Genomic DNA, 25716 nt, shown 5'->3' on the forward strand with positions numbered 1-25716 from the left:
CGGAGTGGACGCACCACTGGTGTTCCGGTTGTGTCGCCAGACGCATTGCCGGGTAGCTAAGTGCGGAAGAGATAAGTGCTGAAAGCATCTAAGCACGAAACTTGCCAAGAGATGAGTTCTCCCACACATCAAGTGTGTAAGGGTTGTTTAAGACTAAGACGTAGATAGGCAGGGTGTGTAAGTGATGTGAGTCATTGAGCTAACCTGTACTAATTGCCCGAGAGGCTTAACTATACAACGCTCAAGTGTTTTTGGAAAACAGAGTAAAAGAAAAAGAAATTAACTAAACGTTCAGCTTGTGCCCAATAAGAACGAGTGAAAGGTAGAGGAAGAGCTGAGTAGCGAAAGATAAAGACAAGTTATCAACGAATTATCCTGGCGGCGATAGTGCGGTGGACCCACCTGACACCATACCGAACTCAGAAGTGAAACGCTGTAATGCCGATGGTAGTGTGGGGTTTCCCCATGTGAGAGTAGGGCACCGCCAGGTTACCAAATGCTTATCTAAGTTAAATAAAAACAGAAGAACCCCGTGTCGAAAGATATGGGGTTTTAGCTTTTGGGAATTTACTCATTATTTAATCAAATAAGAGTCTAATTTTAATTTTCAATAAGTAAGTGATTTTTCAACTCATATGAAGTCACATTCCTATAAATGTTTTATTAGCTGTGCTATAATCCCGCTAAAATTCTACCCTTAAAAACAAGAGAAATTATGACCGCACTTAATGTATTAATTTATCCTGATGATCACTTAAAGGTTGTCTGTGAGCCTGTTACTGAAGTTAATGATGCAATTCGTAAAATTGTTGATGATATGTTTGATACGATGTATCAAGAGAAAGGTATTGGTTTAGCTGCACCTCAAGTAGATATTTTGCAACGTATTATTACTATTGATGTTGAAGGCGATAAACAGAATCAGTTTGTTTTGATTAACCCTGAAATTTTGGCTTCTGAAGGCGAAACGGGAATTGAAGAGGGGTGTTTATCCATTCCAGGGTTCCGTGCGTTGGTTCCTCGTAAAGAAAAAGTGACAGTGAGAGCGTTAGATCGTGATGGTAAAGAATTTACTTTAGATGCTGATGGTTTGCTTGCGATCTGTATTCAACACGAGATCGATCATCTTAATGGAATTTTATTTGTTGATTATCTTTCTCCACTTAAACGCCAGCGCATTAAAGAAAAGTTGATTAAATACAAGAAGCAGATTGCGAAAAGCTAAAACGTAGGGTGGGCTTTAGCCCACCAATCATTTCAAAAAACGGTGGGCTTAAGCCCACCCTACTTCCTATCAATTACCATAACGTAGAACATTATGAAATCACTTAATATTATTTTTGCTGGTACGCCAGATTTTGCTGCACAGCATTTACAAGCCATTCTAAATTCTCAACATAATGTGATCGCTGTTTATACGCAATCTGATAAACCAGCTGGTCGCGGTAAGAAATTGCAAGCAAGTCCTGTAAAGCAACTTGCTGAGCAAAATAACATTCCCGTTTATCAACCTAAATCCTTACGTAAAGAAGAGGCTCAGTCCGAATTAAAAGCGTTAAATGCAGATGTAATGGTTGTTGTCGCTTATGGATTAATTTTACCGAAAGCTGTATTAGATGCCCCTCGTTTAGGTTGTTTGAATGTGCATGGTTCTATTCTTCCACGTTGGCGAGGTGCAGCACCAATTCAGCGTTCAATTTGGGCTGGCGATGTACAAACGGGTGTAACCATTATGCAAATGGATGAAGGTTTAGATACAGGCGATATGTTACATAAAGTCTATTGTGATATTTTACCGACTGAAACTTCAACGAGTCTTTATAACAAACTGGCAGAGCTTGCTCCATCAGTATTAATCGATGTTTTAGATAATCTTGAAAACAGTAAATTTATAGCGGAAAAACAAGATGGCAGCCAAAGTAATTATGCAGAAAAACTTTCCAAAGAAGAGGCACAATTAGATTGGTCACTTCCTGCAGTGCAACTTGAGCGTAATATCCGCGCTTTTAATCCTTGGCCAATTGCCTATTTTTCAACAGAAGACAAGGATGGCAATGCACAAACTTTAAAAGTGTATCAAGCGGAAGTGTTGCCTCATCAAGATAAACCTGCGGGAACTATTTTAAGTGCGGATAAAAATGGCATTCAAATTGCGACTGTCGATGGCGTCTTAAACTTATTGCAATTACAACCTGCAGGTAAAAAGCCTATGTCTGCACAAGATTTATTAAATGGCCGTGCAGAATGGTTTACTATTGGTAAGGCGCTTGTATAATGAAAAAATTTTCTTCTAAAACTATCAAAGTAAGAAATTCAGTAAAAATGACCGCACTTTCGACCAGGGCTATTGCAGCAAACTTAATTTTGCAAGTATTGGATGAAGGCAAATCCTTGTCGGCGTTAATCCCAGAAGTGCAACTTTCTGTAAAAGCTCAAGATTTGCCCTTACTACAAGAAATTTGTTTTGGCGTGTGTCGAGTGTTGCCTCGCTTAGAGCAAATTATCAAACGTCTTGTGGATAAACCGCTTAAAGGTAAAACTCGCATTGTTCATTGCCTGTTACTTGTAGGGTTATACCAATTGCTTTATATGCGAGTGCCTGCTCATGCGGCAGTTGATGAAGTTGTGAACGCAACAAAATCATTAAAATCTGATAGTTTTAGAGGATTAGTGAATGCGGTTCTGCGTAGATTTTTACGTGAGCAAGATGAAATTTTGGCAATTATCGATAAAAATTGGCAAACGCTTCACTCTGAATGGTTCGTGAATAAATTAAAAAAAGCTTATCCGAATTGGAGAGAGATCATTGAGGAGAACAATCAGAAACCACCAATGTGGCTACGTGTGAATTCACAAAAAAACTCCCTCGAAACTTACCGCACTTTACTTGAAGAACAAGGTATTTCTGCAAAAACAAGTCACCATCCTAATGCGCTATGTTTAGATATACCGATTGCTGTGCAAAAATTACCGCACTTTGAAGAAGGGGCGGTTACGGTACAAGATTTGAGTGCACAGTGGGCTGCAACGTTGCTTGAGCCAAAAAATGAGGAATGGATCCTCGATGCTTGCGCGGCACCGGGCGGTAAAACGACTCATATTTTAGAACTGGCACCTCAAGCTAATGTGATTGCATTAGATGTAGAATCTCATCGCTTAAAACGAGTAGAAGAAAATCTTGCACGTTTAAATCAGCAAGCGATAGTGGTGTGTGGTGATGCGAGTAAACCTGACGAATGGTTAGCTGAAATCGGTAAAAGTGCGGTGAAATTTGACCGAATTTTACTTGATGCGCCTTGTTCTGCAACAGGGGTGATTCGACGCCACCCCGATATAAAATGGTTACGTAAAGAAACCGATATCGCTCAGCTTGTTGAATTACAGAAGAAAATTCTGAGTGCGCTTTGGGAAAAATTGAAGCCAAATGGTGTTTTGCTTTATGCTACTTGTTCTGTATTGCCAGAAGAAAATTGCGAACAAATCCAAGCATTTTTAAATGCTCACGCAGATGCGGAGTTATTGTCATTACCTTTTAGTGATGATAAAAGTGCGGTGGGTTTTCAATTCATTCCGCAACCAAATAGTGGTGATGGGTTCTATTATGCGAAATTGCTTAAACGAGCATCATAAGGGAGGGCGATAATGAAAATCATCATTTTGGGTGCAGGTCAGGTAGGAACAACGCTTGCCGAAAATTTGGTTAGTGAAGATAACGATATCACACTCGTTGATAACGAGTCTCCACAGTTACAAGCTTTACAAGAAAAGCATGATTTGCGTGTGGTGCAAGGCTCGCCATCATCACCAAAAGTGCTTCGTGATGCAGGTGCGGCCGATGCCGATTTAATGGTTGCCGTGACAGCCTCCGATGAAATCAATATGGTCGCTTGCCAAATGGGCTATACATTATTTAATACGCCAACGCGAATTGCACGTATCCGTAATTCAGAATATTTACGTGAAAAAGACAAGTTGTTCAACAATGAAAATATACCTATTGATCATTTAATTTCGCCTGAAAATCTTGTAACAGATGAAATTACACGCTTAATTGCTTATCCAGGGGCATTACAAGTTGCCCATTTTGCTAATAATCGTATTAGTATGGTTGTGGTAAGAGCTTATTATGGTGGTCCTTTGGTTGGATATGCGCTTTCCGCATTTCGTGAACATATGCCACATATTGATTGTCGTATTATGTCTATTTTGCGTAACGGCAAACCGATTCGTCCGCAGGGTTCTACTATTGTTGAAGCCGGTGATGAAATTACTTTTATTTGCGCAACTGAGCACATAAAAGCAGTAATGAGTGAACTTCAACGTTTAGAAAAACCTTATAAACGTGTAATGATTGTTGGGGGCGGAAATGTTGCCGCTGGCGTAGCGAAATGTTTAGAAAATGTCTGTACTGTAAAATTAATTGAGCGTGATGAGGAAAGGGCTAATTTGCTAGCTGAAAAACTTTCAAAAACCTTGGTTTTTTATGGTGATGCGTCTGATCAAAATTTATTGTTTGAAGAGCATATTGAAAATGTCGATGTGTTCCTTTCATTGAGTAGTGATGATGAAGCGAATATTATGTCCGCTTTATTGGCAAAACGTTTGGGCGCCAAGAAAGCAATGGTGCTGATTCAACGTATTGCTTATATAAACCTGATTCAAGGTGGAAGTATTGATATTGTGGTTTCACCGCAGCAAGCAACAATTTCTGCTTTGCTTGGTCATGTTCGTAAAGGGGATGTGAAAAATGTGGCTACATTACGACATGGTATTGCTGAGGCTATTGAAATTGTCGCGCATGGTGATGAAAGCACCTCCAATGTGGTCGGGCGCAAAATTGGTGAGCTGCGTTTGCCTATGGGGACTATTATTGGTGCCTTATTGCGCGGTAATGATGTAATTGTTGCACGACGCCAAGTTGTGATTGAAGAAGGCGATCATGTGGTGATTTATTTGAGTGATAAGAAGAATGTGCCTGAAATTGAAAAATTGTTCCAGCCAAGTGCATTCTTCATTTAACGATTTATTTACTTTTAAGAGCGGCTCATTATAATCGTCGCTCTTTTTATTCAATCTCTAAAGGAAAAATTATTATGAGTTTTATTAAAGAATTTCGCGAATTTGCAATGCGCGGTAATGTTGTAGATATGGCTGTCGGTGTGATTATCGGTGGTGCGTTTGGTAAGATCGTAAGTTCACTTGTTAGTGATATTTTTATGCCTGTTCTTGGTATTTTAACGGGTGGCATTGATTTCAAAGATATGAAATTTGTATTAGCTCAAGCACAGGGCGATGTTCCAGCTGTTACTTTAAACTACGGTGTGTTTATTCAGAATGTGATTGATTTCATTATTATTGCTTTTGCAATCTTTATGATGATTAAGGCACTTAATAAAGTGAGAAAACCAGAAGAGAAAAAAGCAGGTCCTACATCGGAAGATTTGCTCACAGAAATTCGTGACTTATTAAAGAATAAATAATGAAATTGAAAAATAAAGGTTGGTAAATATGCCAACCTTTTTTTATTGTTATTTTTTAGGCTATAATCGCCCCCTAAAATTTAAGGAATTAAAAATGGAAAAATATAATAAACTCCGTATTGAATGGGATTGCCGCCGAGGAATGTTGGAGTTGGATAAAATCATTATGCCTTTTTATTTGAAGCATTTTGATGAATTAACAGATGACAAAAAAGATATATTTATTCGTTTATTAGCAAGTACAGATCTGCAGCTGTTTTCTTGGTTTTTTAATCGTGGTCAATCATCGGATTCAGAAATTCAATCTATGGTGGAGTATATCCAAAACGTACAAAAAATCACAACTAATTAAAATTATTAAGATACGTATGAACTTTTTTCACACACTTGTGTCTGAGATTGCAATAAGAGCTTGCTGTCTTGAATATTAAGGCGTGTTAGATATTGGCATAGGAGAAATATGGCTGAACAGCTAACAGATCAGGCTTTGGTAGAAAGAGTGCAGCAAGGGGATAAGAAAGCCTTCAATTTGTTGGTTTCTCGTTATCAGAATAAAGTGGCGGGACTTTTGACTCGCTATGTATCACGTAACGATATTCCTGATGTGGTGCAAGAATCCTTTATAAAGGCTTATCGCTCAATTGAATCTTTTCGTGGCGAAAGTGCTTTCTATACATGGCTTTATCGAATTGCCGTCAATACGGCAAAAAATTATTTAACGGCTCAAGGGCGCCGCCCACCTAATGAAGATATTTTAGCTGAGGATGCTGAAAATTATGATGTGGGTACGCACTTGCGGGATGTAGATACACCCGAAAATGAAATGTTATCTAGTGAACTTGAACGAATCGTGTTTAGTACGATTCACAGTTTGCCAGAAGATTTAAAAACAGCAATCACCTTGCGAGAGCTAGAAGGTTTGAGCTATGAAGAGATTGCAGAAATTATGGATTGCCCTGTTGGTACTGTTCGTTCTCGTATTTTCCGCGCAAGGGAAATTATTGAGAATAAAATTCAGCTACTGATGCAACGCGAATAAAAATGTCGGAGTTTACTATGCAAAAAGAGCAACTTTCAGCCTATATGGATGGCGAACAAGTCGAGGCTGGCTTGACAGATGCTTTATTGAAAGACGAAGAATTACAAGAATCTTGGCAGGCATTCCATGCTGTGCGAGCAGTGATGCGTAAAGAAAGCTCCTTGTTTCTAGGGGCTGATTTTACCGCTAAAATGGCAGGTTTAATTGAACCTGAAGAAGTGAAGAAAGTCGATGTCATTGCGGTGTCTCAACCTGAACTAGAAGACGCACATAATTCTGCATTTATGCAAAAATTAAAAGCGTTCTTTGCGCCAATGACGCAAGTTGCTGTTGCTGCTGGTGTATGTTTAGTGGCGGTACTTGGTGTTCAATCTTTCAATAATAAAAACGATGCGTCTAATTTACCTGAGACTCCAGTGTTGCAAACCTTGCCATTTAATAACTCGGTTCAAGAGGTTAGCTATAATGCGCCGAGTAAAGATACATTGACATCAGATCAGCTTGAACAAAAAAGTCGCCGTATTGGTGCGATGTTACAGAACTATGAATTACAACGTCGTATGCATGCCGATGCATTAAATGTAAGTAGTAATAGTCAGAAATAATACGATTAGTTCAGTTAGTTTATGTTAATTCACCACCTAATATGTTATTTAGCGTGGTGAATTTTTATCCTTTAAATTTATTTTTATGAAAAAAATCGCGTTAAAATTCACCGCACTTTCTCTTTCTTTACTACTAAGTAGCATTGCTTCTGCTGAAGATCTTTCTGCAAAGCAGTCTTTAGATAAAATGACACAAGCATTGGATAATCTCAATTATGAAATTGCCTTTGTTCAAACAACGCCATCAAATATGGATTCCTTTCGCTATCGTCATATTAAGAAAGATAATAAAACTTATGCGCAATTAGTGACGCTTGATGGGCGTCAACAAGAAATTATTCAACGTGATAATTTAGTCAGTTATTTTCAGCCAAATGCACAAGCATTTACGCTTAATAGTGGCAATATAGTTGATGCGATGCCAGCGGTTGTGCGTGCAAATTTTGATAAGCTTTCTCTAGTTTATGATTTTATAAAACTAGGCAAAGATCGAGTGGCTGGTCGTTTTGCTGACACGATTCGTATTATCCCTAAAGATGATTTCCGATATCAGTATTTGGTGTTTATAGATGAAGAAAATGGTTTATTATTACGCGGCGATATGCTTGATCGTGAAGGTAAATTACTTGATCAGTTCAGAGTCGTAACACTTTATATTGATGATAGACTAAGAGGGTTGACGGAGTATATTAACAAAGTCTCAACGCCCCCTTTGTTGAAAGAAAGTAAAAATGAACAAAGTTCAGATATAACTTGGTCTGCAGGTTGGTTGCCACAAGGTTTTTCTTTAATTCGATATACTCAAGAAACATTAGAAAATGAAGTTGTAGATAGTGCGCTATATAGCGATGGTTTATTTACTTTTACACTATTTGTTTCTAATGCAGGCTCTAATGTTTTGCCAGAAAATAGTTGGAAACAAGGGGCATATACGATTTATAGTGAAGTGAATGGCGGAAAAGAAATTACTTTTATCGGGCAATTGCCCATAGCTGCAGCTAAGCGAATTGTACAAGAAGTTAAATTTCGATAAGAAGTGCGGTGATTTTTCACCGCACTTTTGTCTTTTACGACTAGTGTAATTTTAATCTTGGTTTTAAATAACGATTAAGTTTATCAACCAGAATAATCAATCCAATTTTAATGCAACCATGTAAAGCATGTTGATGCATTCTATATAAGGATACATAGGCAAATTGTGCAAATTTACCTTGAACGGTAAGGGGACTTTTTCCAAATTTATTCGAAATACTGCCTAATGCAGTAAAGCTCGAAAGAGAAACCAAGGTACCTTTATCATTATATTTAAATGTTTTTAATGGTTTTTGCTCAAAAAGTGCAAAGATATTTTTTGCACAAGCTTTTGCCATTTGATGTGCGGCTTGAGCTCTTGGCGGGACTAATGTACCGTTTGGCTGTGTTAATGCTGCACAGTCGCCAATGGCAAAAATACTGTCATCAACGGTTGTTTGAAGCGTGTCTTTTACCACTAATTGATTGATTCGATTGAGTTCTAATCCATCAAATTGTTGTGTCACTGTTGAAGTGCGAACGCCTGCGGCCCAAACAATGAGATCTGCCTTAATTTCTTCTCCATCTTTGGTGATAAGGGTATTTGGTTGAGCTTCGGTGATCATTGTATTTAATTTTACGTTCGTGCCCATTTCTTGCAACTCGTCTAATACCGCAGCAGATAAATCTTCGGGTAGTGCTGGCAGTAAGCGAGGTCCCGCTTCAACGAGAGTGACTTGTAAACATGAGTTATCAATCTTGCCATAGCCGTAAGAAGATAAATCTTCCGTGGCATGATAAAGCTCAGCTGTTAATTCCACGCCGGTTGCGCCACCACCAACAATCGCAATATTTACTTTGCTTTCATCGACTAATTTCTGTTTAAATTCTTCTTCACCAATATCATCTAAAGCACGGTTTTCAGAGAATTTAAGAAATAATTCCAACATTTTTTGCTGAAAGCGCAACGCTTGATCTGAGCTGTCTAAGAAAATACAGTTATCAGCTACACCCTTTGTGTTGAAATCATTTGATTTGCTACCAATTGCAACCACTAAATAATCGTAAGGAATTCGGCGAGCAACGACGAGCATATCGCCTTCTTGCCCATAAACGGGGGCGAGTTCAACATATTTTTGTTCACGATTAATACGCGTGATTGAGCCTTGCTCAAAACTAAAATGGTGGTTTTTACCATGTGCGCGATAGCTAAGAGAGTCCGTGCCATCATCCATTACACCCGTTGCAATTTCATGTAATAAGGGTTTCCATAAATGAGTGGCATTACGATCCACAAGTGTCACCTTAGCTTGTCTTTTTCGACCTAATTTATCACCTAAGAATGTCGCTAATTCAATGCCGCCAGCGCCCCCGCCAACGATCACGACGTTTTTCATAAGCTCTCCTAAAAGTTTAAATTGTTAAAAATGTTAAATTAATGTAATGATAACATAACAACTAAACAGGGCGAAAAACTTTCATGAAAATAACCGCACTTTTATTGATGGCAATATTCGTAGATTGGTTTTAATGCTTGAATAGTTTGAGTGATAAAAGATACGGGATTTATTTGACTGAGTTCCGATTTTTCAATGCTTTTTCCTATGCACCAAAAATCTTCTTCTGAGCGTAAAATGAGATCGTTTTTAGTTATTTGTTTTACTTGGCGAAAATCATCATATTCACTTTCATCTTCTCGCCAAATATCAAAACCAGCAAATTGTTTGAAATCAAATTGATCAAGCCACTGATTATATTGTTGCACATTAATTTGTGAGCGATCAGCACGATAGCAATGCCAATCTAAGCACACTCTTAGTCGGCGACGATTTAAGAGCACAGAAAAGATTGCTGCAGAATTTTGGTTAAACTCGTATTTAAAATAAGCGAAGAAATGTGCTCGAACCTGCCAACCATTGGTCCAGCTTTCAATATGCGGTTTTGCAAAAGGCGTACCGAGTTGTGCTGAAACAGATTGAATTATCGCTTTCCAGTTATCCCAATGTAATTTGTAATCAGCTTTAATCGCCGGAATATCTTCCGAGCAGAATTTTTTCATTTGGGCGAATTGGTAGAAAGGAATATTGAACAGTTCACAAGATTCGGCAGTAAGCGAGAGCATAGCATTTCCTTAAAAATCACTGTAATTTTTGACCGCACTTTGCGTGAAAATTTGTTTATCTTCCCAACGTAACATGGTCATACGATTATTCCACACGCATCCCGTATCCAACGCATAAATATCTTGTGGCGTCGGCTCATCCACTAAACTTGCCCAATGTCCGAATACAATGGGAATTTGTTTATAAAGTGGATTATCTAAATTAAACCAAGGTGTGAGCTCCGCTGGCGCATCTTTTAAAGGAGATTTACAAGCAAAATCAAAGCGATGATCCAAATAGCAAAAACGCATTCGAGTGAAAGCATTAATAATGTAGCGATGACGTGCTAAGCCCTGTAAATCTGGCGACCAGCGATCAGGCTGTTCAGAATACATATTTTCAATAAGATAATGAAAATCGCCGTGCTGTAAAATCTGTTCAACTTCAGCCGCACAAGCTTTCGCCGTTTCTAAATCCCAATCAGGCGAAATACCTGCGTGTGCCATCAGGAAGTTTAATTCTCCATTATGGACAAGTAATGACTGATGGCGTAACCAATGAATCAGATCATCAAAATCCGGTGCATTAAAAATGGCATCAACACGATCACGAGGTTTTATTTTTTTAATACCCAGTGCAGTCGCAATTAAATGTAAATCGTGATTACCTAGTACGGTTTGTGCTGTATTACCAAGTGATTTTACGAAACGAAGACATTCAAGTGATTTATCCCCACGCGCTACAAGATCCCCCACAAGATAAAGTTTATCTTGCGTAGGATTGAAATCTACACGTTCTAATAAAAGCTGTAATTCGTCATAACAGCCTTGCAAATCACCGACGAAATAGGTTGCCATTTTTGACCGCTCTTTTTACTCTTCTGAATCTAAGATTTCATCTTTATTAATATCAGCGGGTGGATTATCCGCCAACCAGTTTGCTAAACGCGCATAATCTGCGATAGCCAGATTTTCTGCACGTGCATTTAAATCAATACCAAGTGCGGTCAGATTTTCAGGTGAAAATAATGTTGAGAGTGCATTACGCAGCGTTTTACGGCGTTGATTGAACGCTTGGGAGCAAACACGGTTCAACCAATATAAATCTTTTACAGGGTGCGGCAATTCCTTATGCGGAATTAAACGCACAACCGCTGAATCCACTTTCGGTGCTGGTTTGAAGGCAGAAGGTGGCACTTCAAGTACTGGCATCACTTGGCAGAAATATTGCGCCATAATGGTTAAACGACCATAAGCTTTGCTATTTGGTCCTGCGCATAAGCGTTTTACCACTTCTTTTTGCAGCATAAAGTGCATATCTTGAATCACATCATGATACTTAAATAAGTGGAACATCAATGGGGTGGAAATGTTGTAAGGCAAGTTACCAAACACACGTAATTTTTGACCTTTTTCTGCTAAATTCTCTTTTGTATAAAGCTCACCAAAATCAAATTGCATGGCATCCGTTTCAATAACAGTCAGTTTCTGATGTAAAAATGGATGATGACGTAAACGTTCCGCTAAGTCTCGGTCAAGCTCTACCACAGTTAGATGATCGACAAGTTCACCAACAGGCTCTGTTAATGCACCAAGTCCCGGACCAATTTCCACTAAGAATTGATTAGGTTGTGGGTAAATCGCTGCCACGATACCTTGAATTACAGAAGTATCATGTAAAAAGTTTTGACCAAAGCGTTTACGCGCCGTATGACCTAAGTGTTTTTTTGAATTCATATACTATCTTTTTTTATAAAAGTGCGGTTATTATAGGGCTTGTTTTGGCTTTGTAAATCATTGTTAACTTATGCTAATTTGAGTTTTTTATGAACAATATTATTTTTTCTTTCGTAGAAAGCTAAAAACGGCTATAATCCGCCCGTTTTTCTTAACTTTTCCGCCTAAAGTGCGGATAAAAAATCGATTATTTTTAGAGGATACAATGGCGAAAGAAGATTGCATTGAGATGCAAGGCACAATTTTAGAGACTTTACCGAATACTATGTTCCGCGTGGAGTTGGAAAACGGTCACGTGGTTACTGCGCATATTTCTGGAAAAATGCGTAAAAACTATATCCGTATTTTGACTGGGGATAAAGTGACTGTAGAAATGACCCCTTATGATTTAAGTAAAGGTCGTATTATTTTCCGCAGTCGTTAATTACAGAAGATTTGAGATAGGCCGATATTATTACAATATCGGCCTTCTTTTTTTTGGTTAAAAAGAACTCAAACGGGTTGCGGAACGTAAAAAAATCGGTATAATCCGCAAACCTTAGCCACATTGAATTTTTCGTTCCTTGCCTTTGCAGATTGGTGGCTGATCTACGTCAAAGGCTGATTAACCCGTAAGGAGCAGTAATGCGTCACTACGAAATCGTGTTTATGGTTCATCCGGACCAAAGCGAGCAAGTACCAGGTATGATCGAACGTTACACCGGTTCTGTAAAAGAAGCTGGTGGTCAAGTTCATCGCCTAGAAGATTGGGGTCGTCGTCAATTAGCGTACCCAATTAATAAATTACACAAAGCACATTATGTGCTTATGAATGTAGAAGCGCCTCAACAAGTCATCGACGAGCTAGAAACGACTTTCCGTTATAACGATGCTGTATTACGCAGTCTTGTTATCCATACTAAGCACGCCGTAACAGAAGCGTCCCCAATGAAAGCGGCTAAAGAAGAACGTAAACCTTTAGCTGAAGTTGAAAACAACGATTTTGAGGATGCTGAAGAGTAATTTGAAAATTGATAATCGTTTTTCGGTTATGGGAGTCGTTTCTCAGTTGCCAAAGCGATTAAAGAGCCCTAGTGGAATTGAGCATTGCAAGTTTTTGTTAGAACATCGTTCTGATCAGATTGAAGGTGGTTTCACACGTCAAGCTTGGTTAAAGATGCCAGTTCAAATTAGTGGTAATCAATTGATAGAAAAAACTCAAAGCATTACGGTCGGTAGTAAAATTTTGGTGGTGGGATTTATTACATCACATAAAACCCAAAGTGGGTTATGCCAATTAGTTTTACATGCCGAGCAAATCGAATTTATAGATTAGGAGACTAGCCAAATGGCACGTTATTTCCGTCGTCGTAAGTTCTGCCGTTTCACAGCGGAAAATGTTGTTGAAATCGATTACAAAGATATCGCTACATTAAAGAACTATATTTCAGAAAGCGGCAAAATTGTACCTAGCCGTATTACCGGTACTCGTGCGAAGTACCAACGTCAATTAGCTCGTGCAATCAAACGCGCTCGCTATTTAGCGTTACTTCCATACACTGACAATCATCAGTAATTAAGGAGATACGGTAATGCAAGTAATTCTTTTAGATAAAATTGTTCACTTAGGTCAAGTGGGCGATCAAGTAAATGTTAAATCAGGTTTTGCACGTAACTTCTTAATCCCACAAGGTAAAGCAGTTATGGCAACTAAAGCTAACATTGAACACTTTGAAGCACGTCGTGCAGAATTAGAAGCCGCAGCAGCAGCAAATCTTGCAGCAGCTCAAGCTCGTGCAGCAGAAGTTACTGCATTAGGTTCTGTGACTATTGCATCTAAAGCAGGTGATGAAGGTCGTTTATTCGGCGCAATCACTACTCGTGATGTGGCAGAAGCAGTAACTGCAGCAGGCGTTAAAATTGCGAAAAGTGAAGTTCGTTTACCAAACGGTCCAATCCGTACTCTTGGTGACCACGATGTTCGTTTCCAACTTCACGGTGAAGTATTTGCAACATTAGATGTAATCGTTGTTGCAGAATAATTTGTCAGATAGGCAAAATAAAACCCGGTCTTAGATCGGGTTTTTTATTATTAGTTTAACGTAATAAAAAAGGAGCTATAGCTCCTTTTTATTTGTAACGTTTAGTCGTCAAGGAAACTTCTTAATGTTTCTGATCGGCTCGGATGACGTAATTTACGTAACGCTTTTGCTTCAATTTGACGAATACGTTCACGTGTGACATCGAATTGTTTACCCACTTCTTCAAGCGTATGGTCGGTATTCATATCTATACCAAAACGCATGCGCAATACTTTTGCTTCTCGTGGTGTTAGGCCTTCAAGAACTTCATGGGTCGCGACTCTTAAACTTTGTGCTGTTGCTGAATCTAAAGGAAGTTCTAAGGTTGAATCTTCAATAAAATCACCTAAATGTGAGTCATCGTCATCACCGATAGGCGTTTCCATAGAAATTGGCTCTTTTGCAATTTTCAATACTTTACGGATTTTATCTTCCGGCATTCCCATACGTTCAGCTAATTCTTCTGGCGTTGCTTCACGTCCCATTTCTTGTAATAACTGGCGAGAAATGCGGTTAAGTTTATTGATTGTTTCAATCATATGTACCGGAATACGGATTGTGCGAGCTTGATCCGCAATAGAGCGCGTAATGGCTTGGCGAATCCACCAAGTAGCATATGTAGAGAATTTATAACCACGGCGATACTCAAATTTATCTACCGCTTTCATTAAACCAATATTCCCTTCTTGAATTAAGTCTAGGAATTGTAAACCGCGGTTCGTATATTTTTTCGCGATGGAAATTACTAAACGTAAGTTAGCTTCTACCATTTCTTTTTTAGCGCGACGAGCTTTTTGTTCACCTCTAGCTACCGCATCACAAATATCACGCATTTGGGTAATGGTAAGTTTCGTATTTTCTTCAATGTTAGCTAAGTTGTTTAATGCCTCAAGAATACGTTCTTCATATTTTGGTAAGCGTTTTGCCCATGGTTTGCTTGATTTTAAGGCTTTTTGTACCCATTCAGTATTGCTGCCATTAGTCGTAATGAGTTTTTCAAAATCATCTTTTGGTATTCCTGCAATATCAACTAATATTTTTTGTAATTGACGTTCTTCGTAGCGCACACGTTTCATCATTTCTTTCATTGATAAAACGAGTAAATCGAATTGTTTTGGTACTAAGCGGAATTGTTTAAATATTTCACCAAGCAGTGCAATTTGATCCTGGGCACGTTTTCCTGAGCGACCATGTTTTTCAATAACAGCAAGCGTTTTGCTGTGTTGCTCTTTTAGCTGTTGGAATTTTTCTCTCGCGACCTCTGGATCGATGCTATTATCAGATTCGCTTGAATCTGATGTAGATTCTGATTCGCTTTCGTCTTCATCTTCATTGTCTTCAACATCTGCACTTTCTGATTCTTCTCCGTCTTCAGAAAAGTTTTCGTCAATGACATTATGTTCTTCTATTTCGGCATTTGGATCGACAAAACCTGTAATTAAGTCAGAAAAAAGGCTAAATGATAATTTAGGAATGGTTTTTGGCTATAGCCGTAGAACATCATCTATTGAACAAAATCGTTTAATTGGCTTTGATCAAAATGCCAATAACAAAGCACAGTTAGACAAACAAAATCATCAACGACTTTCTGATAATCTTTTATTAAATTTCAATTGGACACCGCAAGAAAAAGAACGTATTGAACTCGGTTTACGTTATTCAAATTATAAAGAATTGAAATATTTCAAGGAAAATATAAATAACAACGTAAGCGATTATCATCAAGCATTGGGGACAACACTAGCTTGGGTGCATTCATTCAACTCTGGCGTTTGGACAAATACCTTAGCATACGATCGTTTTAAGGATAAGCGTAAATCATCCTCGAATAATGTTGAAACAACATCGGTGTCAAATGAAGATTATGAGCAACTTTATAATTTCGAAAAAGGCGGGCATGGTAATAGCCGTTTAACCCAAGATAATTTACATTTTTCTACTGAATATGTAATGGATCCTTTTTATTTAGCTTCTACGGAGCATTCTATTTCTATTGGTGGAATTTATCAGGCAACCAAATATCAATTCTATCGCCCACAGGATGTTCATTCAAAAATAATATTATCTACTTTACAAAGTGATGGGACTATGGATAGTTCAGATCCTATAGAAAGTACAACATCAAAAGGTCGTGTTAAAACCAGCTATCAAAATATCGCTATTTATGCTGAAGATTTAATTAAATGGCGTAAATTTGAATTTCGACCAGGCATTCGCATTGAACGTGATGATTATTTAAAAAATAATAATATCGCCCCGCGTTTTGTTGCACGTTACCGACTTTGGGATAATACAGGATTTACATTGGGTTTAAATCGTTATTACGGTCGTTCTTTTGCTTCGTTAAAATTAGCGAATGGTATTTTAAAGCTTAATAATAATCCAACACGTCAGCATCAAAACTTTTCATCCCTAAAAAGCCCTTATGCAGATGAATTAAGCTTAAGCTTTGATCAGAATATGGGTAATTTGGCACTCAAACTTGGTTATATTCATCGTGATAATAAAAATCGTATCATATTGAAACGAGGAAAGATTGTAGGGGGAATAAAGAAAAATAGTTATATTAATGGGCGTCCGTTTGGTGTTGATATTTATACTTTCCAACTTAACAATATAGAACCTTGGAAATTAGGTAAAACTTATTGGACTACGTCACTTGGTTTTGATTGGTTAAATACAAAACGAGCTGATGGCGAAGAATTTGATCTGAATAAACTTGTTTCTTTAGATGGTAAATTAATGACTTATCGTGAAATGTTACGACAAGTTAATAGTAACACTGAAGATTGGATTGCTCGTTTAGGTATTGATATGACGATACCAGATTACGATATTACTTGGTCAAATAAAGTGTATATGAAAGCACCAATTCGTCGTTATGATTTGATTGACAGCGATAACGATGATGACACTCCACGCTATCGTAGCTATCACTATGGCAGACATACACAATGGGATAGCAGCATTCGTTGGCAACCAACCATTAGAGGTAAGCATAGCGTTTATATGCAAGTAGATATTTTAAATGTTCTCAATAAAACACGTAAAAATAAAGTCGCTACTGCTATCTCTACCAGCGATGAATATGGTGTTTATACGCCTGGACGTGAATTTTGGCTAGAAGTTGGCTATCAATTCTAATTATCTTCAATGTATAGGGCTTATGGGTTTTTGAAATGTCCACCAGCCCTACTCTACGCTAGTTTTACTTAGCGTAGAGTTTTCTTTTTTCTAGGTAAAAATAATGAAAAAAATAACCGCACTTTTTTTACTTATCTTTTCACTAATTGCTTGTCAATCCTTGGAACTATCGCCCAATAGTGATTTACCTTTTGATCCAAATATTCAGCACGGTAAACTATCAAATGGTTTGCAATACTTTGTATTAAAAAATACTGAACCCAAAGAACGCGTTTATATTCGATTAGTAATTAATGCAGGCTCAATGCACGAAGATGATGATCAAAAAGGCATTGCCCATTTAGTTGAACATATGGCATTTAATGGCTCAAAGAAATATCCAGAAAATCAAATTATTAATGCGTTAGAAAAACTTGGAATGAAATTTGCACGAGATATTAATGCTTTTACCGATTTTGAAAATACAGTCTATACTTTAAATTTAGATAGCAATAATCAGCAAAAATTAGAATTGGCTTTTGATGTTATCAATGAATGGATGAATAATATTACTTTTTTGCCTAAAGATGTGGATGGCGAACGTGGTGTAGTACAAGAAGAATGGCGGAGACGTTTAAGCCCAATGCTACGTATTGGCAATAAGAAAAGTGCTATTGAAATGGCTGGTTCTCGTTATGTATTGCGTGATCCTATTGGAGATATGGATATTATTAAAACAATTTCAGCTAAACGCGTCGCTGATTTTTACCACAAATGGTATCGACCAGATAATATGTCAGTAATTATTGTAGGCGATATTGATACAAAACAAGTAGTAAAACTATTAAAACAAAACCTATCCCAAGAAAACCCAATAACTAAAACAACATTGGAAAAAATTGATTTTAATATTCCTCTTATCAACAAATGGCGATTAGATTCTATTTCTGAACAAGGCACAACAATTCCGAGTATTGAATTAAGTTTTTTTGAAAATACAATTGAAACCAATACATTAGCGAGTTATAAACAAGAATTAATTCAGCAAATTACCACTCGATTGCTTAATTTACGTTTACAGCAATGGGAAAAAGAGACAGAAAATGGCGTAGATTCTGCAAATTTTTATCGTACTCATTTAGGTAAAGAAACCCTACAAAGCATTTTTTCTCTCCAGCTTATAGATACACAATATTCAAAAACGATAGATAAATTATTTGCCTTTATTGCCAGTATAAAACAACAAGGTTTTACTCAAAATGAATTAAACGGAGAGATTAAACGCTTAACTCAACTCAATGAAAAACAATTAAATATTCGTTCTGGTAGTTTAAAAATTGCTGATGATCTCATTACTTCTGTGGCAAATAAGCAAGTGGTATTGAGCGTGAATGATCGTTATGAACTCAATAAACGTTTTTTATCTCAAATTACATTAGCTGATTTACAACGCACGTTAAATCAAACCTTAACATTAAAAGCAAAATTATTATTAATCACTCAACCCTTGCCACAAAAAGCCTTGCCTTTTGATGTAGCAGAAATAGAAACTCGTTGGAACAATGCAATGAAAATGCAACAACATCAATGGGATGAAAAAAAACAACTCGAAAAATTACCGCACTTAACATTTAACACAGGCTCACTTTCTCAAGAAAAATACTGGGATCGTGGCGATATTTATGAATTTCGTTTAAGTAATGGAAGTAAATTGATCTACCACTATAGTGACAAAACTCCAAATCAAGTACATTTTCGTGCTGTTACTCAAGGTGGTTTACGTTCTATCCCAGATAAGGACTATCACTTATTACGTGCTGCCGTTAGTGTAGTTGATGAAACAGGTGTTGGAGAACTTTCTCTTTCTGCGGTTAATCAAATTTTTTCGCGTGATCCATTGGTAATTGCAACTGTGATTGATGATGATAAACAAGGTTTTACTGGTGTATCTAAACCTAAGGATTTGGAAAATTTACTGACATTGTTCCGCTTAAAATTACGTTCATCCCCTATATCCGATCTTGCCTTAGAAAAATATCGACGTGAAACCCGTGATTATTTCAAACAGATTGATTTAGAAACACAATTTATGCAAGCCGTTTCAAAACTACGCTTTCCAAATATTGAAACTGTCTATACTCAAAAACAAGCACAGCAATTCGCATTTGATAAAAACCAATTAAGTAACGCTTATCAACGTTATATTTTAAATAAAACAGATTTTACCTATTTTATTATTGGCGACATTGAACTTAATCAAGTAAAGAAATTGGCGGAACGTTATTTAGCTTCTATTGAATCAAAAACTCAGATCCGCCATTTTGTCCCGACTATTATTCATACACCAACTCAATCATTTATTATGAATGGTTTGAAAGAACCGAGAGCTGATGTAGAAATATACCTTACCGCAGATAATACTTGGCGAGCGGAACAAAAATATTTATTCAATATTCTTGCGGATATTGTGCAAGAAAAATTACGCTTAATTCTACGTGAAAAAGTTTCTGGTATTTATTCTGTAAATAGTTGGTTTATGCAAGATGTTCATACACCACAAATTGAGGGAAAAATTGAATTTAGTTGCGACCCTAAGCGCGTAGAGGAACTTACGCATCTTACAAATCAGGTACTAGATGATATTGTAAAAAATGGCATTGATGAAAACTTATTACGTAAAAAACTAGCGGAACAACATACTCAGATTCGACGTGAATTTGATTCTTTAGTTTCAGTTGCTTCGATTATTGAAGAAAGTTACTGGCAACAAGATAATCCAGATGCTATTTATACCTATCAACATTTAGATCAGTTAGCGACAAAAGCCACAATAGATGCGTTGGCGCAAAAAGCCCTAAAAAAATCAGGCAGATTTGTCAGCGTATTAAAAGCAGCTACTTATTAGAAAATAAATGAAATCTCAATAGATCTGAAACAGATAAAAATAACGGTGATCGTTTAAACGATCACCGTTAAATTAAAATCACTGTTGAAACAATAAATTATATTGGTTATTTTCGAAAAGTATTACTCTTCATTCAATAACTTTAATTCACGGCTTCTTACTTGATTTTTCAAGATTTCCGCAAATTCTTCCACTGTAAATGAGCCTAAATCTGCACCTTTACGGGTACGTACTGCCACTTTACCTTCTGCGATTTCTTTATCGCCACAAACGAGCATATAAGGCACGCGACGTAAAGTATGTTCACGGATTTTGAAGCCCACTTTTTCATTTCGGAGGTCTGCTTTAACACGTAAACCTGCATCAGATAAGGTTTTAACGACTTGTTGTACATAGTCGGATTGGCTATCAGTGATATTCATTACAACTACTTGAGTTGGGGCTAACCACGCAGGGAAGAAACCTGCATATTCTTCGGTAATAATACCAATAAAACGCTCAATTGAGCCTAAAATCGCACGATGAATCATTACTGGGGTTTTACGGCTATTGTCTTCTGCCACATAAGTTGCATCTAAACGACCTGGTAACGCGAAGTCTAATTGCACTGTACCACATTGCCACTCACGACCTAAACAATCGCGTAGTGCAAACTCAATTTTTGGGCCATAGAATGCGCCTTCGCCTTCTTGGATTTCATATTCCAAGCCGTTATGTGCTAATGCAGCTGCAAGACCTGCTTCCGCACGATCCCACATTTCATCTGAACCGATACGATTTTCAGGGCGAGTAGAAAGTTTTACTGCAATATTAGTGAAACCAAAGGTGCTATAAATGTCATACACCATTTTGATACAGCTAGTTACTTCGCTCTCAATTTGATCTTCAGTACAGAAAATATGCGCATCATCTTGAGTAAAGCCACGCACACGCATTAAACCGTGTAAAGAACCTGATGGTTCATTACGATGGCAAGAACCAAATTCCGCCATACGGATTGGTAAATCACGGTAAGATTTTAAACCTTGATTATAAAAATCTGAACGTGTCCTGGGCAGTTCATCGGTTTAATTGCGTATTCACGGTTTTCAGATTGGGTTGTGAACATTAAATCTGCGTAATTTTGCCAGTGACCTGTTTTTTCCCACAACACTCGATCCATCATAAATGGGCCTTTTACTTCTTGATAATCGTATTGTTTTAATTTAGTACGCACGAACGTTTCAAGCTCACGGAAAATTGTCCAACCATCGTTATGCCAGAACACCATACCTGGTGCTTCTTCTTGCATATGATATAAATCTAATGCTTTACCAATTTTACGGTGGTCACGTTTTGCCGCTTCTTCTAAGCGTGTTAAGTATTCAGCAAGCTGTTTTTTATCCGCCCAAGCCGTACCATAGATACGTTGTAACATTTTGTTTTTACTGTCGCCACGCCAGTACGCACCAGCGACTTTTTGTAATTTGAAATGCTGACAGAAACGCATATTTGGCACGTGTGGCCCACGGCACATATCAATATATTCTAAGTGATGATATAACGCAGGCGTTGCAGTACGTTCAATGTTTTCATCTAAAATTGCCATTTTGTATGGCTCGCCGCGTTTTTCAAAGGTATCACGCGCTTCTTGCCAAGTAACACGTTTTTTCACGACGTCATAATTGGTTTTTGCCAATTCCAACATACGTTTTTCGATTGCATCAATATCTTCTTGGGTTAAAGAGCGATCTAAATCTACATCATAATAGAAGCCATTTTCAATGGTTGGGCCAATTGCCATTTTTACATCTGGGAATAATTGTTTAATAGCGTGTCCAAGCAAGTGAGCGCAAGAATGGCGGATAATCTCTAAACCGTCTTCATCTTTTGCAGTAATAATTTCTAACGTTGCATCTTGCTCGATAACATCGCACGCATCGCGACGTTTTCCGTTTACACGGCCTGCAATAGTGGCTTTAGCAAGACCCGCACCAATATCTTGTGCGACTTCAAGAACAGAAACAGGATGATCGAATTGACGTTGGGAACCGTCAGGTAAAGTAATAATTGGCATTGTTTTTTCCTTATACAGTGGTCACCCATACGAAAGGTGACGTGTTCGTTTAAAATTCTATAAAAATTAACCGCACTTTAGCCCTACTTGGCTTCATTCCTACCATTGAACGAGCAAAATTAGGCAAAAAATGCGTGGCAAATTCTATCACTTTCTTGAAGTATTGTTAAATAAATGTCCATATTTTACAAAAAGGAAATAATGTTTTTCTGACTAAAGGATTTATGTCTTCAAAATAAAGGCTAGAATAACCGCACTTTTAACTAGGTAGCAAGGAATAAAAATGAACAACGTATTAGTATTAAAATCTAGCATTTCAGGAAATAACTCGCAAACTAATCAATTAGCTGATTATGCTATCAAAAAATTACAAGGTAATCACATTGTCGTACGCGATCTAGCCCAACAACCTCTTCCATATTTTGATACCGCAGCTGCAATTGCTGTGCGTGGAGAACCAAAAACAACAGAAGAAAAACAACTTCTCGCGTTGTCTGATGAATTAATCGAAGAATTAAAAAACGCACAGACATTAATAATTGGTGCACCAATGTATAATTTAAACATACCAACACAATTAAAAAGCTATTTTGATTTTATCGCACGTCCTCGCGTTACTTTCCAATATACAGCAAACGACCCTGAGGGTTTATTAAAAGGCAAAAAAGCCATTGTGTTATGTGCATTTGGCGGGTTGTATGATGAAGAAAATTTAGTAACACAATATATGAAATCAATTCTAGGTTTTATCGGTATCACAGATGTGCAATTTGTTTATGCACAAGGCATTGGATTGGGTGCTGAAGCCATTGAAAAAGCACAATCATCTGCGAAAAATAAAATTAATGAACTTATCGCAAGCCTTTAATTCTCAGATAATCTAAAAAATATAAGAAAATGTATTACAAACAAAAAAGTGCGGTAATTTACCGCACTTTTCTTCTTATTTCTTTCGTTCAACCCATTTTCCATTGATGAAATCAACCATCCATTTCGTTGCTTTTCCATCTTTTTCAGAAGTCACATATTGTTTCTTCTCTTTACGACTAAAACGAACAATCGCTTCATTCCCTTCTGGGTCTTTTTGTGGTGCATCGGCTAAATAAGCTAATTTTTCAGGTAAACGCTCGCGATATTGCACTAGTTCTGCGATTTTAACTGGGCGTGTTTCACGGGATTTCGGGAAGTTATGCGCTGACATAAATACACCACTCGCACCATCACGCAATACAAAGTACGCATCAGATTTTTCACATTTTAGCTCAGGAAAATGTACTGGATCTTCTTTCGGTGGTGCAACTTCGCCATTTTTCAAAATTTTGCGCGTGTTATCGCAATTTGTACATCCCATATACTTGCCAAAACGACCAAGTTTTAAATGCATATCTGCACCGCATTTATCACACTCAACAACAGGGCCATCATAACCTTTAATTTTGAATGAACCTTCTTCAATTAAATATCCATCACAATTTGGATTATTACCGCAAATATGGATTTTACGATGGGCATCGATTACATAACTGTCCATTGCCGTTCCACATTTTGTACAACGTTTACGATCCATTAATGCTTTGGTTTCTGAAGATTCATCTAAAACATTCAATAATTCTGCTTCAGGAATTAAATTAATCGTCGTTTTACACCGCTCTTTTGGCGGCAATGCATAACCTGTACATCCTAAAAACACCCCTGTACTTGCCGTGCGAATGGCCATATTTCTGTCACAGGTTGGGCATTTAATATCTGTTTCCACAAGGCTATTCGGGCGCATACCGCCTTCAAGTTCATCTAATTCAGCTTTAGAAAGTTGGCTAGAAAAATCCTTGAAGAATTGATTTAATTCAGTTTTCCAATTTACTGAACCAGAGGCAATTTTATCTAAAGTATCTTCCATATTCGCGGTGAAATCGTAATTCATTAATTCACCAAAAGACTCATTGAGGCGATCAGTTACAATTTCGCCCATCTTTTCTGCATAGAAACGACGATTTTCAGTACGAACATAACCACGTTCTTGAATAGTGGAAATAATTGCCGCATAAGTGGAAGGTCTGCCAATACCACGTTTTTCCAATTCTTTTACTAAAGCCGCTTCAGTAAAACGAGCAGGTGGTTTAGTAAAGTGTTGTGTTGGTTGCACTTCTTTTAAAGCAAGTTTTTCTGACACAGCAACTGAAGGCAATTCTTGATCTTCAGGATTTTTGCCTATTTGTGGTAATACTTTTGTCCAACCATCAAAACGTAAAATTCTGCCCTTTGCTTTCAAGGTATAATCGCCAGCGGTAACGGTCAGCGTGCTACTATCATATTGTGCAGGTGGCATTTGACATGCTAAAAATTGACACCAAATTAAATCATAAAGGCGTACTGCGTCTTTTTCCATTCCCTCTAAAGATTCAGGCAATGCTCGAATATCTGATGGACGAATAGCCTCATGCGCCTCTTGCGCATTTTCTTTACTAGAATAGAAATTTGGTTTTTCTGGTAAATATTGTGCACCAAAATGATTTTCAATATAGCTACGCGCCATATTAAGCGCATCTTGACTCAAATTGGTTGAATCCGTACGCATATAAGTAATGTAACCCGCTTCATATAAACGTTGGGCTAACATCATTGTTTTTTTAACGCCAAATCCCAAGCGAGTACTTGCCGTTTGTTGAAGTGTTGATGTAATAAATGGCGCACGAGGGCGAGAACTTGTTGGCTTAGTTTCCAAATCTGTGACAACGTAATCTGAAACATTCAGAAAATCTACCGCACTTTGTGCTTCTTTTTGATTTTTTGGATCAAATTTCTCGCCTTTATAATCCGTAATATCCAAGCGTATAGCTTGTTTATTTTGATTATTCGTAAGGACGGCAACTTCCCAATATTCTTCAGGCTGGAACGCTTTAATTTCACGCTCGCGTTCTACTAGTAATTTAACCGCAACCGATTGAACTCGACCAGCAGAAAGCCCGCGCGCGACTTTTTTCCAAAGTAGCGGAGATACCATAAAGCCCACTACTCTATCTAAAAAACGACGAGTTTGTTGAGCATTAACACGATCCATATTTAATTGTTCAGGCTTTTCAAAAGCCTGTTTAATGGCATTTTTAGTGATTTCGTTAAACACCACGCGACTAAAACGATCATCGTTACCACCAATCACTTCACGTAAATGCCACGCAATCGCTTCCCCTTCTCTATCCAAGTCGGTTGCGAGATAAATGTGATCTGCTTTTTTAGCAAGCGACTTTAATTCGGAAACCACTTTTTCTTTACCAGGCAGAATCTGATAATTTGCTTTCCAATCGTGATAAGGATCAATCCCCATACGTTTAACTAAGGCGTTACGTTCCTTTTCTGCCTTAATTTTTGCCTTTTCTTCGGCATCCATACCTTTGGTTGAAATTGGTTTAGCTTTTTCACCTGTACTAGAACCAACCGTCGGCAAATCACGAATATGTCCCACGCTCGATTTCACGACATATTGGCTACCTAAATACTTATTAATAGTTTTTGCTTTTGCTGGCGACTCCACAATCACCAAGGATTTACTCATTTGATTACCTAATATTACTAGAATTTTGTAAAATTGGCGGTATAGTGCA

General features: G+C 37.6%; 21 protein-coding genes, 2 rRNA genes and 3 pseudogenes. 19 read left to right on the top strand and 7 right to left on the bottom strand.

Translation table 11 applies throughout. The features are described from left to right. From GG9_RS0108875 to rseB, 11 genes are all read left to right on the top strand, one after another. Positions 1-234: ribosomal RNA gene (locus GG9_RS0108875) — 23S ribosomal RNA — on the top strand; the annotation flags it as partial. A 140-nt stretch (positions 235-374) separates the two neighbouring features. After that, a 5S ribosomal RNA gene (rrf, locus tag GG9_RS0108880) occupies positions 375-490 on the top strand. A 225-nt stretch (positions 491-715) separates the two neighbouring features. Next, positions 716-1225 carry a peptide deformylase gene (gene def / locus GG9_RS02130; protein ID WP_005630900.1) on the top strand — a complete coding sequence of 170 codons (510 nt, stop codon included), beginning with the start codon at positions 716-718 and terminating at the stop codon, positions 1223-1225. A gap of 93 nt (positions 1226-1318) precedes the next feature. Then, positions 1319-2275, top strand: a complete 957-nt coding sequence (gene fmt / locus GG9_RS02125; protein ID WP_005630896.1) for a methionyl-tRNA formyltransferase — start codon at positions 1319-1321, stop codon at positions 2273-2275. Beyond that, positions 2275-3630 (top strand): 16S rRNA (cytosine(967)-C(5))-methyltransferase RsmB, encoded by a 1356-nt coding sequence (rsmB, locus tag GG9_RS02120; RefSeq protein ID WP_005630893.1) that lies wholly within the window; start codon positions 2275-2277, stop codon positions 3628-3630. The genes fmt and rsmB overlap by 1 nt, the downstream gene beginning before the upstream one ends. A gap of 12 nt (positions 3631-3642) precedes the next feature. Then, a complete protein-coding gene (gene trkA, locus GG9_RS02115; protein WP_005630890.1) occupies positions 3643-5019 on the top strand; it encodes a Trk system potassium transporter TrkA in 1377 nt (458 codons plus the stop codon). Between the two features lie 74 nt (positions 5020-5093). Beyond that, complete coding sequence (gene mscL, locus GG9_RS02110; RefSeq protein ID WP_005630888.1) at positions 5094-5480, top strand: large-conductance mechanosensitive channel protein MscL; 387 nt, start codon at positions 5094-5096, stop codon at positions 5478-5480. Between the two features lie 94 nt (positions 5481-5574). Continuing rightward, a complete protein-coding gene (locus tag GG9_RS0108885) occupies positions 5575-5832 on the top strand; it encodes an FAD assembly factor SdhE (RefSeq protein ID WP_005643996.1) in 258 nt (85 codons plus the stop codon). 108 nt (positions 5833-5940) lie between these two features. Then, entirely contained in the window at positions 5941-6519 is a 579-nt protein-coding gene (rpoE, locus tag GG9_RS02105) for an RNA polymerase sigma factor RpoE (protein ID WP_005630881.1), read from the top strand. Positions 6520-6536: 17 nt separating this feature from the next. Further along, positions 6537-7124 (top strand): sigma-E factor negative regulatory protein, encoded by a 588-nt coding sequence (locus GG9_RS02100; RefSeq protein ID WP_005630878.1) that lies wholly within the window; start codon positions 6537-6539, stop codon positions 7122-7124. A gap of 85 nt (positions 7125-7209) precedes the next feature. Continuing rightward, positions 7210-8157, top strand: a complete 948-nt coding sequence (gene rseB, locus GG9_RS02095; protein ID WP_005630875.1) for a sigma-E factor regulatory protein RseB — start codon at positions 7210-7212, stop codon at positions 8155-8157. A gap of 40 nt (positions 8158-8197) precedes the next feature. On the opposite strand, the gene GG9_RS02090 is transcribed toward rseB, so the two are convergent. From GG9_RS02090 to rsmA, 4 genes are all read right to left on the bottom strand, one after another. Then, complete coding sequence (locus GG9_RS02090; protein ID WP_005630872.1) at positions 8198-9532, bottom strand: NAD(P)/FAD-dependent oxidoreductase; 1335 nt, start codon at positions 9530-9532, stop codon at positions 8198-8200. A gap of 101 nt (positions 9533-9633) precedes the next feature. Next, positions 9634-10257 carry a glucose-6-phosphate 1-dehydrogenase family protein gene (locus GG9_RS02085; RefSeq protein WP_005630869.1) on the bottom strand — a complete coding sequence of 208 codons (624 nt, stop codon included), beginning with the start codon at positions 10255-10257 and terminating at the stop codon, positions 9634-9636. Positions 10258-10266: 9 nt separating this feature from the next. After that, complete coding sequence (gene apaH, locus GG9_RS02080) at positions 10267-11094, bottom strand: bis(5'-nucleosyl)-tetraphosphatase (symmetrical) ApaH (RefSeq protein ID WP_005630867.1); 828 nt, start codon at positions 11092-11094, stop codon at positions 10267-10269. Between the two features lie 15 nt (positions 11095-11109). Continuing rightward, positions 11110-11973 (bottom strand): 16S rRNA (adenine(1518)-N(6)/adenine(1519)-N(6))-dimethyltransferase RsmA, encoded by an 864-nt coding sequence (gene rsmA / locus GG9_RS02075; RefSeq protein ID WP_005630864.1) that lies wholly within the window; start codon positions 11971-11973, stop codon positions 11110-11112. A 205-nt stretch (positions 11974-12178) separates the two neighbouring features. Between rsmA and infA the strand changes: the two genes are divergently transcribed. The 5 genes from infA to rplI all read left to right on the top strand — a co-directional run bounded on the left by infA (position 12179) and on the right by rplI (position 13994). Then, positions 12179-12397: a translation initiation factor IF-1 gene (infA, locus tag GG9_RS02070; RefSeq protein WP_005627617.1), complete on the top strand. Its 219-nt coding sequence runs from the start codon at positions 12179-12181 to the stop codon at positions 12395-12397. 200 nt (positions 12398-12597) lie between these two features. Further along, positions 12598-12975: a 30S ribosomal protein S6 gene (gene rpsF / locus GG9_RS02065; RefSeq protein ID WP_005627620.1), complete on the top strand. Its 378-nt coding sequence runs from the start codon at positions 12598-12600 to the stop codon at positions 12973-12975. Continuing rightward, entirely contained in the window at positions 12962-13288 is a 327-nt protein-coding gene (gene priB / locus GG9_RS02060; protein WP_005630861.1) for a primosomal replication protein N, read from the top strand. The genes rpsF and priB overlap by 14 nt, the downstream gene beginning before the upstream one ends. A 12-nt stretch (positions 13289-13300) precedes the next feature. Then, on the top strand, positions 13301-13528 hold the full coding sequence (gene rpsR, locus GG9_RS02055; protein WP_005598105.1) for a 30S ribosomal protein S18: 228 nt from the start codon (positions 13301-13303) through the stop codon (positions 13526-13528). Positions 13529-13544: 16 nt separating this feature from the next. Further along, positions 13545-13994: a 50S ribosomal protein L9 gene (gene rplI / locus GG9_RS02050; protein ID WP_005627626.1), complete on the top strand. Its 450-nt coding sequence runs from the start codon at positions 13545-13547 to the stop codon at positions 13992-13994. 101 nt (positions 13995-14095) lie between these two features. Here the strand turns inward: rplI and rpoD are convergent. Then, a pseudogene (rpoD, locus tag GG9_RS0108890) lies at positions 14096-15481 on the bottom strand (RNA polymerase sigma factor RpoD); the annotation flags it as partial. On the opposite strand from rpoD, the pseudogene GG9_RS02045 reads away from it, so the two are divergent. Then, a pseudogene (locus tag GG9_RS02045) lies at positions 15471-17177 on the top strand (TonB-dependent receptor); the annotation flags it as partial. The pseudogenes rpoD and GG9_RS02045 overlap by 11 nt on opposite strands. 103 nt (positions 17178-17280) lie before the next feature. Then, entirely contained in the window at positions 17281-20061 is a 2781-nt protein-coding gene (locus GG9_RS02040; RefSeq protein WP_005632291.1) for a M16 family metallopeptidase, read from the top strand. Between the two features lie 122 nt (positions 20062-20183). On the opposite strand, the pseudogene thrS reads toward GG9_RS02040, so the two are convergent. Beyond that, positions 20184-22117 (bottom strand): annotated as a pseudogene (thrS, locus tag GG9_RS0108895) (threonine--tRNA ligase). Positions 22118-22400: 283 nt separating this feature from the next. On the opposite strand from thrS, the gene GG9_RS02035 reads away from it, so the two are divergent. After that, complete coding sequence (locus GG9_RS02035) at positions 22401-22985, top strand: FMN-dependent NADH-azoreductase (protein WP_005631661.1); 585 nt, start codon at positions 22401-22403, stop codon at positions 22983-22985. A gap of 75 nt (positions 22986-23060) precedes the next feature. On the opposite strand, the gene topA is transcribed toward GG9_RS02035, so the two are convergent. Further along, a complete protein-coding gene (topA, locus tag GG9_RS02030; protein WP_005631659.1) occupies positions 23061-25667 on the bottom strand; it encodes a type I DNA topoisomerase in 2607 nt (868 codons plus the stop codon). Positions 25668-25716: the final 49 nt, after the last annotated feature.

Origin of the sequence: Haemophilus haemolyticus M19501 (assembly GCF_000222025.1) — a bacterium.
In the GTDB taxonomy this organism is placed as follows: Bacteria; Pseudomonadota; Gammaproteobacteria; order Enterobacterales; family Pasteurellaceae; genus Haemophilus; species Haemophilus haemolyticus_G.

What these genes read in the sequence shown, in the direction of transcription:
- def (WP_005630900.1), top strand. Translation starts at nt 716, where the DNA reads ATGACCGCACTTAATGTATTAATTTATCCTGATGATCACTTAAAGGTT.
- fmt (WP_005630896.1), top strand. Translation starts at nt 1,319, where the DNA reads ATGAAATCACTTAATATTATTTTTGCTGGTACGCCAGATTTTGCTGCA.
- rsmB (WP_005630893.1), top strand. Translation starts at nt 2,275, where the DNA reads ATGAAAAAATTTTCTTCTAAAACTATCAAAGTAAGAAATTCAGTAAAA.
- trkA (WP_005630890.1), top strand. Translation starts at nt 3,643, where the DNA reads ATGAAAATCATCATTTTGGGTGCAGGTCAGGTAGGAACAACGCTTGCC.
- mscL (WP_005630888.1), top strand. Translation starts at nt 5,094, where the DNA reads ATGAGTTTTATTAAAGAATTTCGCGAATTTGCAATGCGCGGTAATGTT.
- GG9_RS0108885 (WP_005643996.1), top strand. Translation starts at nt 5,575, where the DNA reads ATGGAAAAATATAATAAACTCCGTATTGAATGGGATTGCCGCCGAGGA.
- rpoE (WP_005630881.1), top strand. Translation starts at nt 5,941, where the DNA reads ATGGCTGAACAGCTAACAGATCAGGCTTTGGTAGAAAGAGTGCAGCAA.
- GG9_RS02100 (WP_005630878.1), top strand. Translation starts at nt 6,537, where the DNA reads ATGCAAAAAGAGCAACTTTCAGCCTATATGGATGGCGAACAAGTCGAG.
- rseB (WP_005630875.1), top strand. Translation starts at nt 7,210, where the DNA reads ATGAAAAAAATCGCGTTAAAATTCACCGCACTTTCTCTTTCTTTACTA.
- GG9_RS02090 (WP_005630872.1), bottom strand. Translation starts at nt 9,532, where the DNA reads ATGAAAAACGTCGTGATCGTTGGCGGGGGCGCTGGCGGCATTGAATTA.
- GG9_RS02085 (WP_005630869.1), bottom strand. Translation starts at nt 10,257, where the DNA reads ATGCTCTCGCTTACTGCCGAATCTTGTGAACTGTTCAATATTCCTTTC.
- apaH (WP_005630867.1), bottom strand. Translation starts at nt 11,094, where the DNA reads ATGGCAACCTATTTCGTCGGTGATTTGCAAGGCTGTTATGACGAATTA.
- rsmA (WP_005630864.1), bottom strand. Translation starts at nt 11,973, where the DNA reads ATGAATTCAAAAAAACACTTAGGTCATACGGCGCGTAAACGCTTTGGT.
- infA (WP_005627617.1), top strand. Translation starts at nt 12,179, where the DNA reads ATGGCGAAAGAAGATTGCATTGAGATGCAAGGCACAATTTTAGAGACT.
- rpsF (WP_005627620.1), top strand. Translation starts at nt 12,598, where the DNA reads ATGCGTCACTACGAAATCGTGTTTATGGTTCATCCGGACCAAAGCGAG.
- priB (WP_005630861.1), top strand. Translation starts at nt 12,962, where the DNA reads ATGCTGAAGAGTAATTTGAAAATTGATAATCGTTTTTCGGTTATGGGA.
- rpsR (WP_005598105.1), top strand. Translation starts at nt 13,301, where the DNA reads ATGGCACGTTATTTCCGTCGTCGTAAGTTCTGCCGTTTCACAGCGGAA.
- rplI (WP_005627626.1), top strand. Translation starts at nt 13,545, where the DNA reads ATGCAAGTAATTCTTTTAGATAAAATTGTTCACTTAGGTCAAGTGGGC.
- GG9_RS02040 (WP_005632291.1), top strand. Translation starts at nt 17,281, where the DNA reads ATGAAAAAAATAACCGCACTTTTTTTACTTATCTTTTCACTAATTGCT.
- GG9_RS02035 (WP_005631661.1), top strand. Translation starts at nt 22,401, where the DNA reads ATGAACAACGTATTAGTATTAAAATCTAGCATTTCAGGAAATAACTCG.
- topA (WP_005631659.1), bottom strand. Translation starts at nt 25,667, where the DNA reads ATGAGTAAATCCTTGGTGATTGTGGAGTCGCCAGCAAAAGCAAAAACT.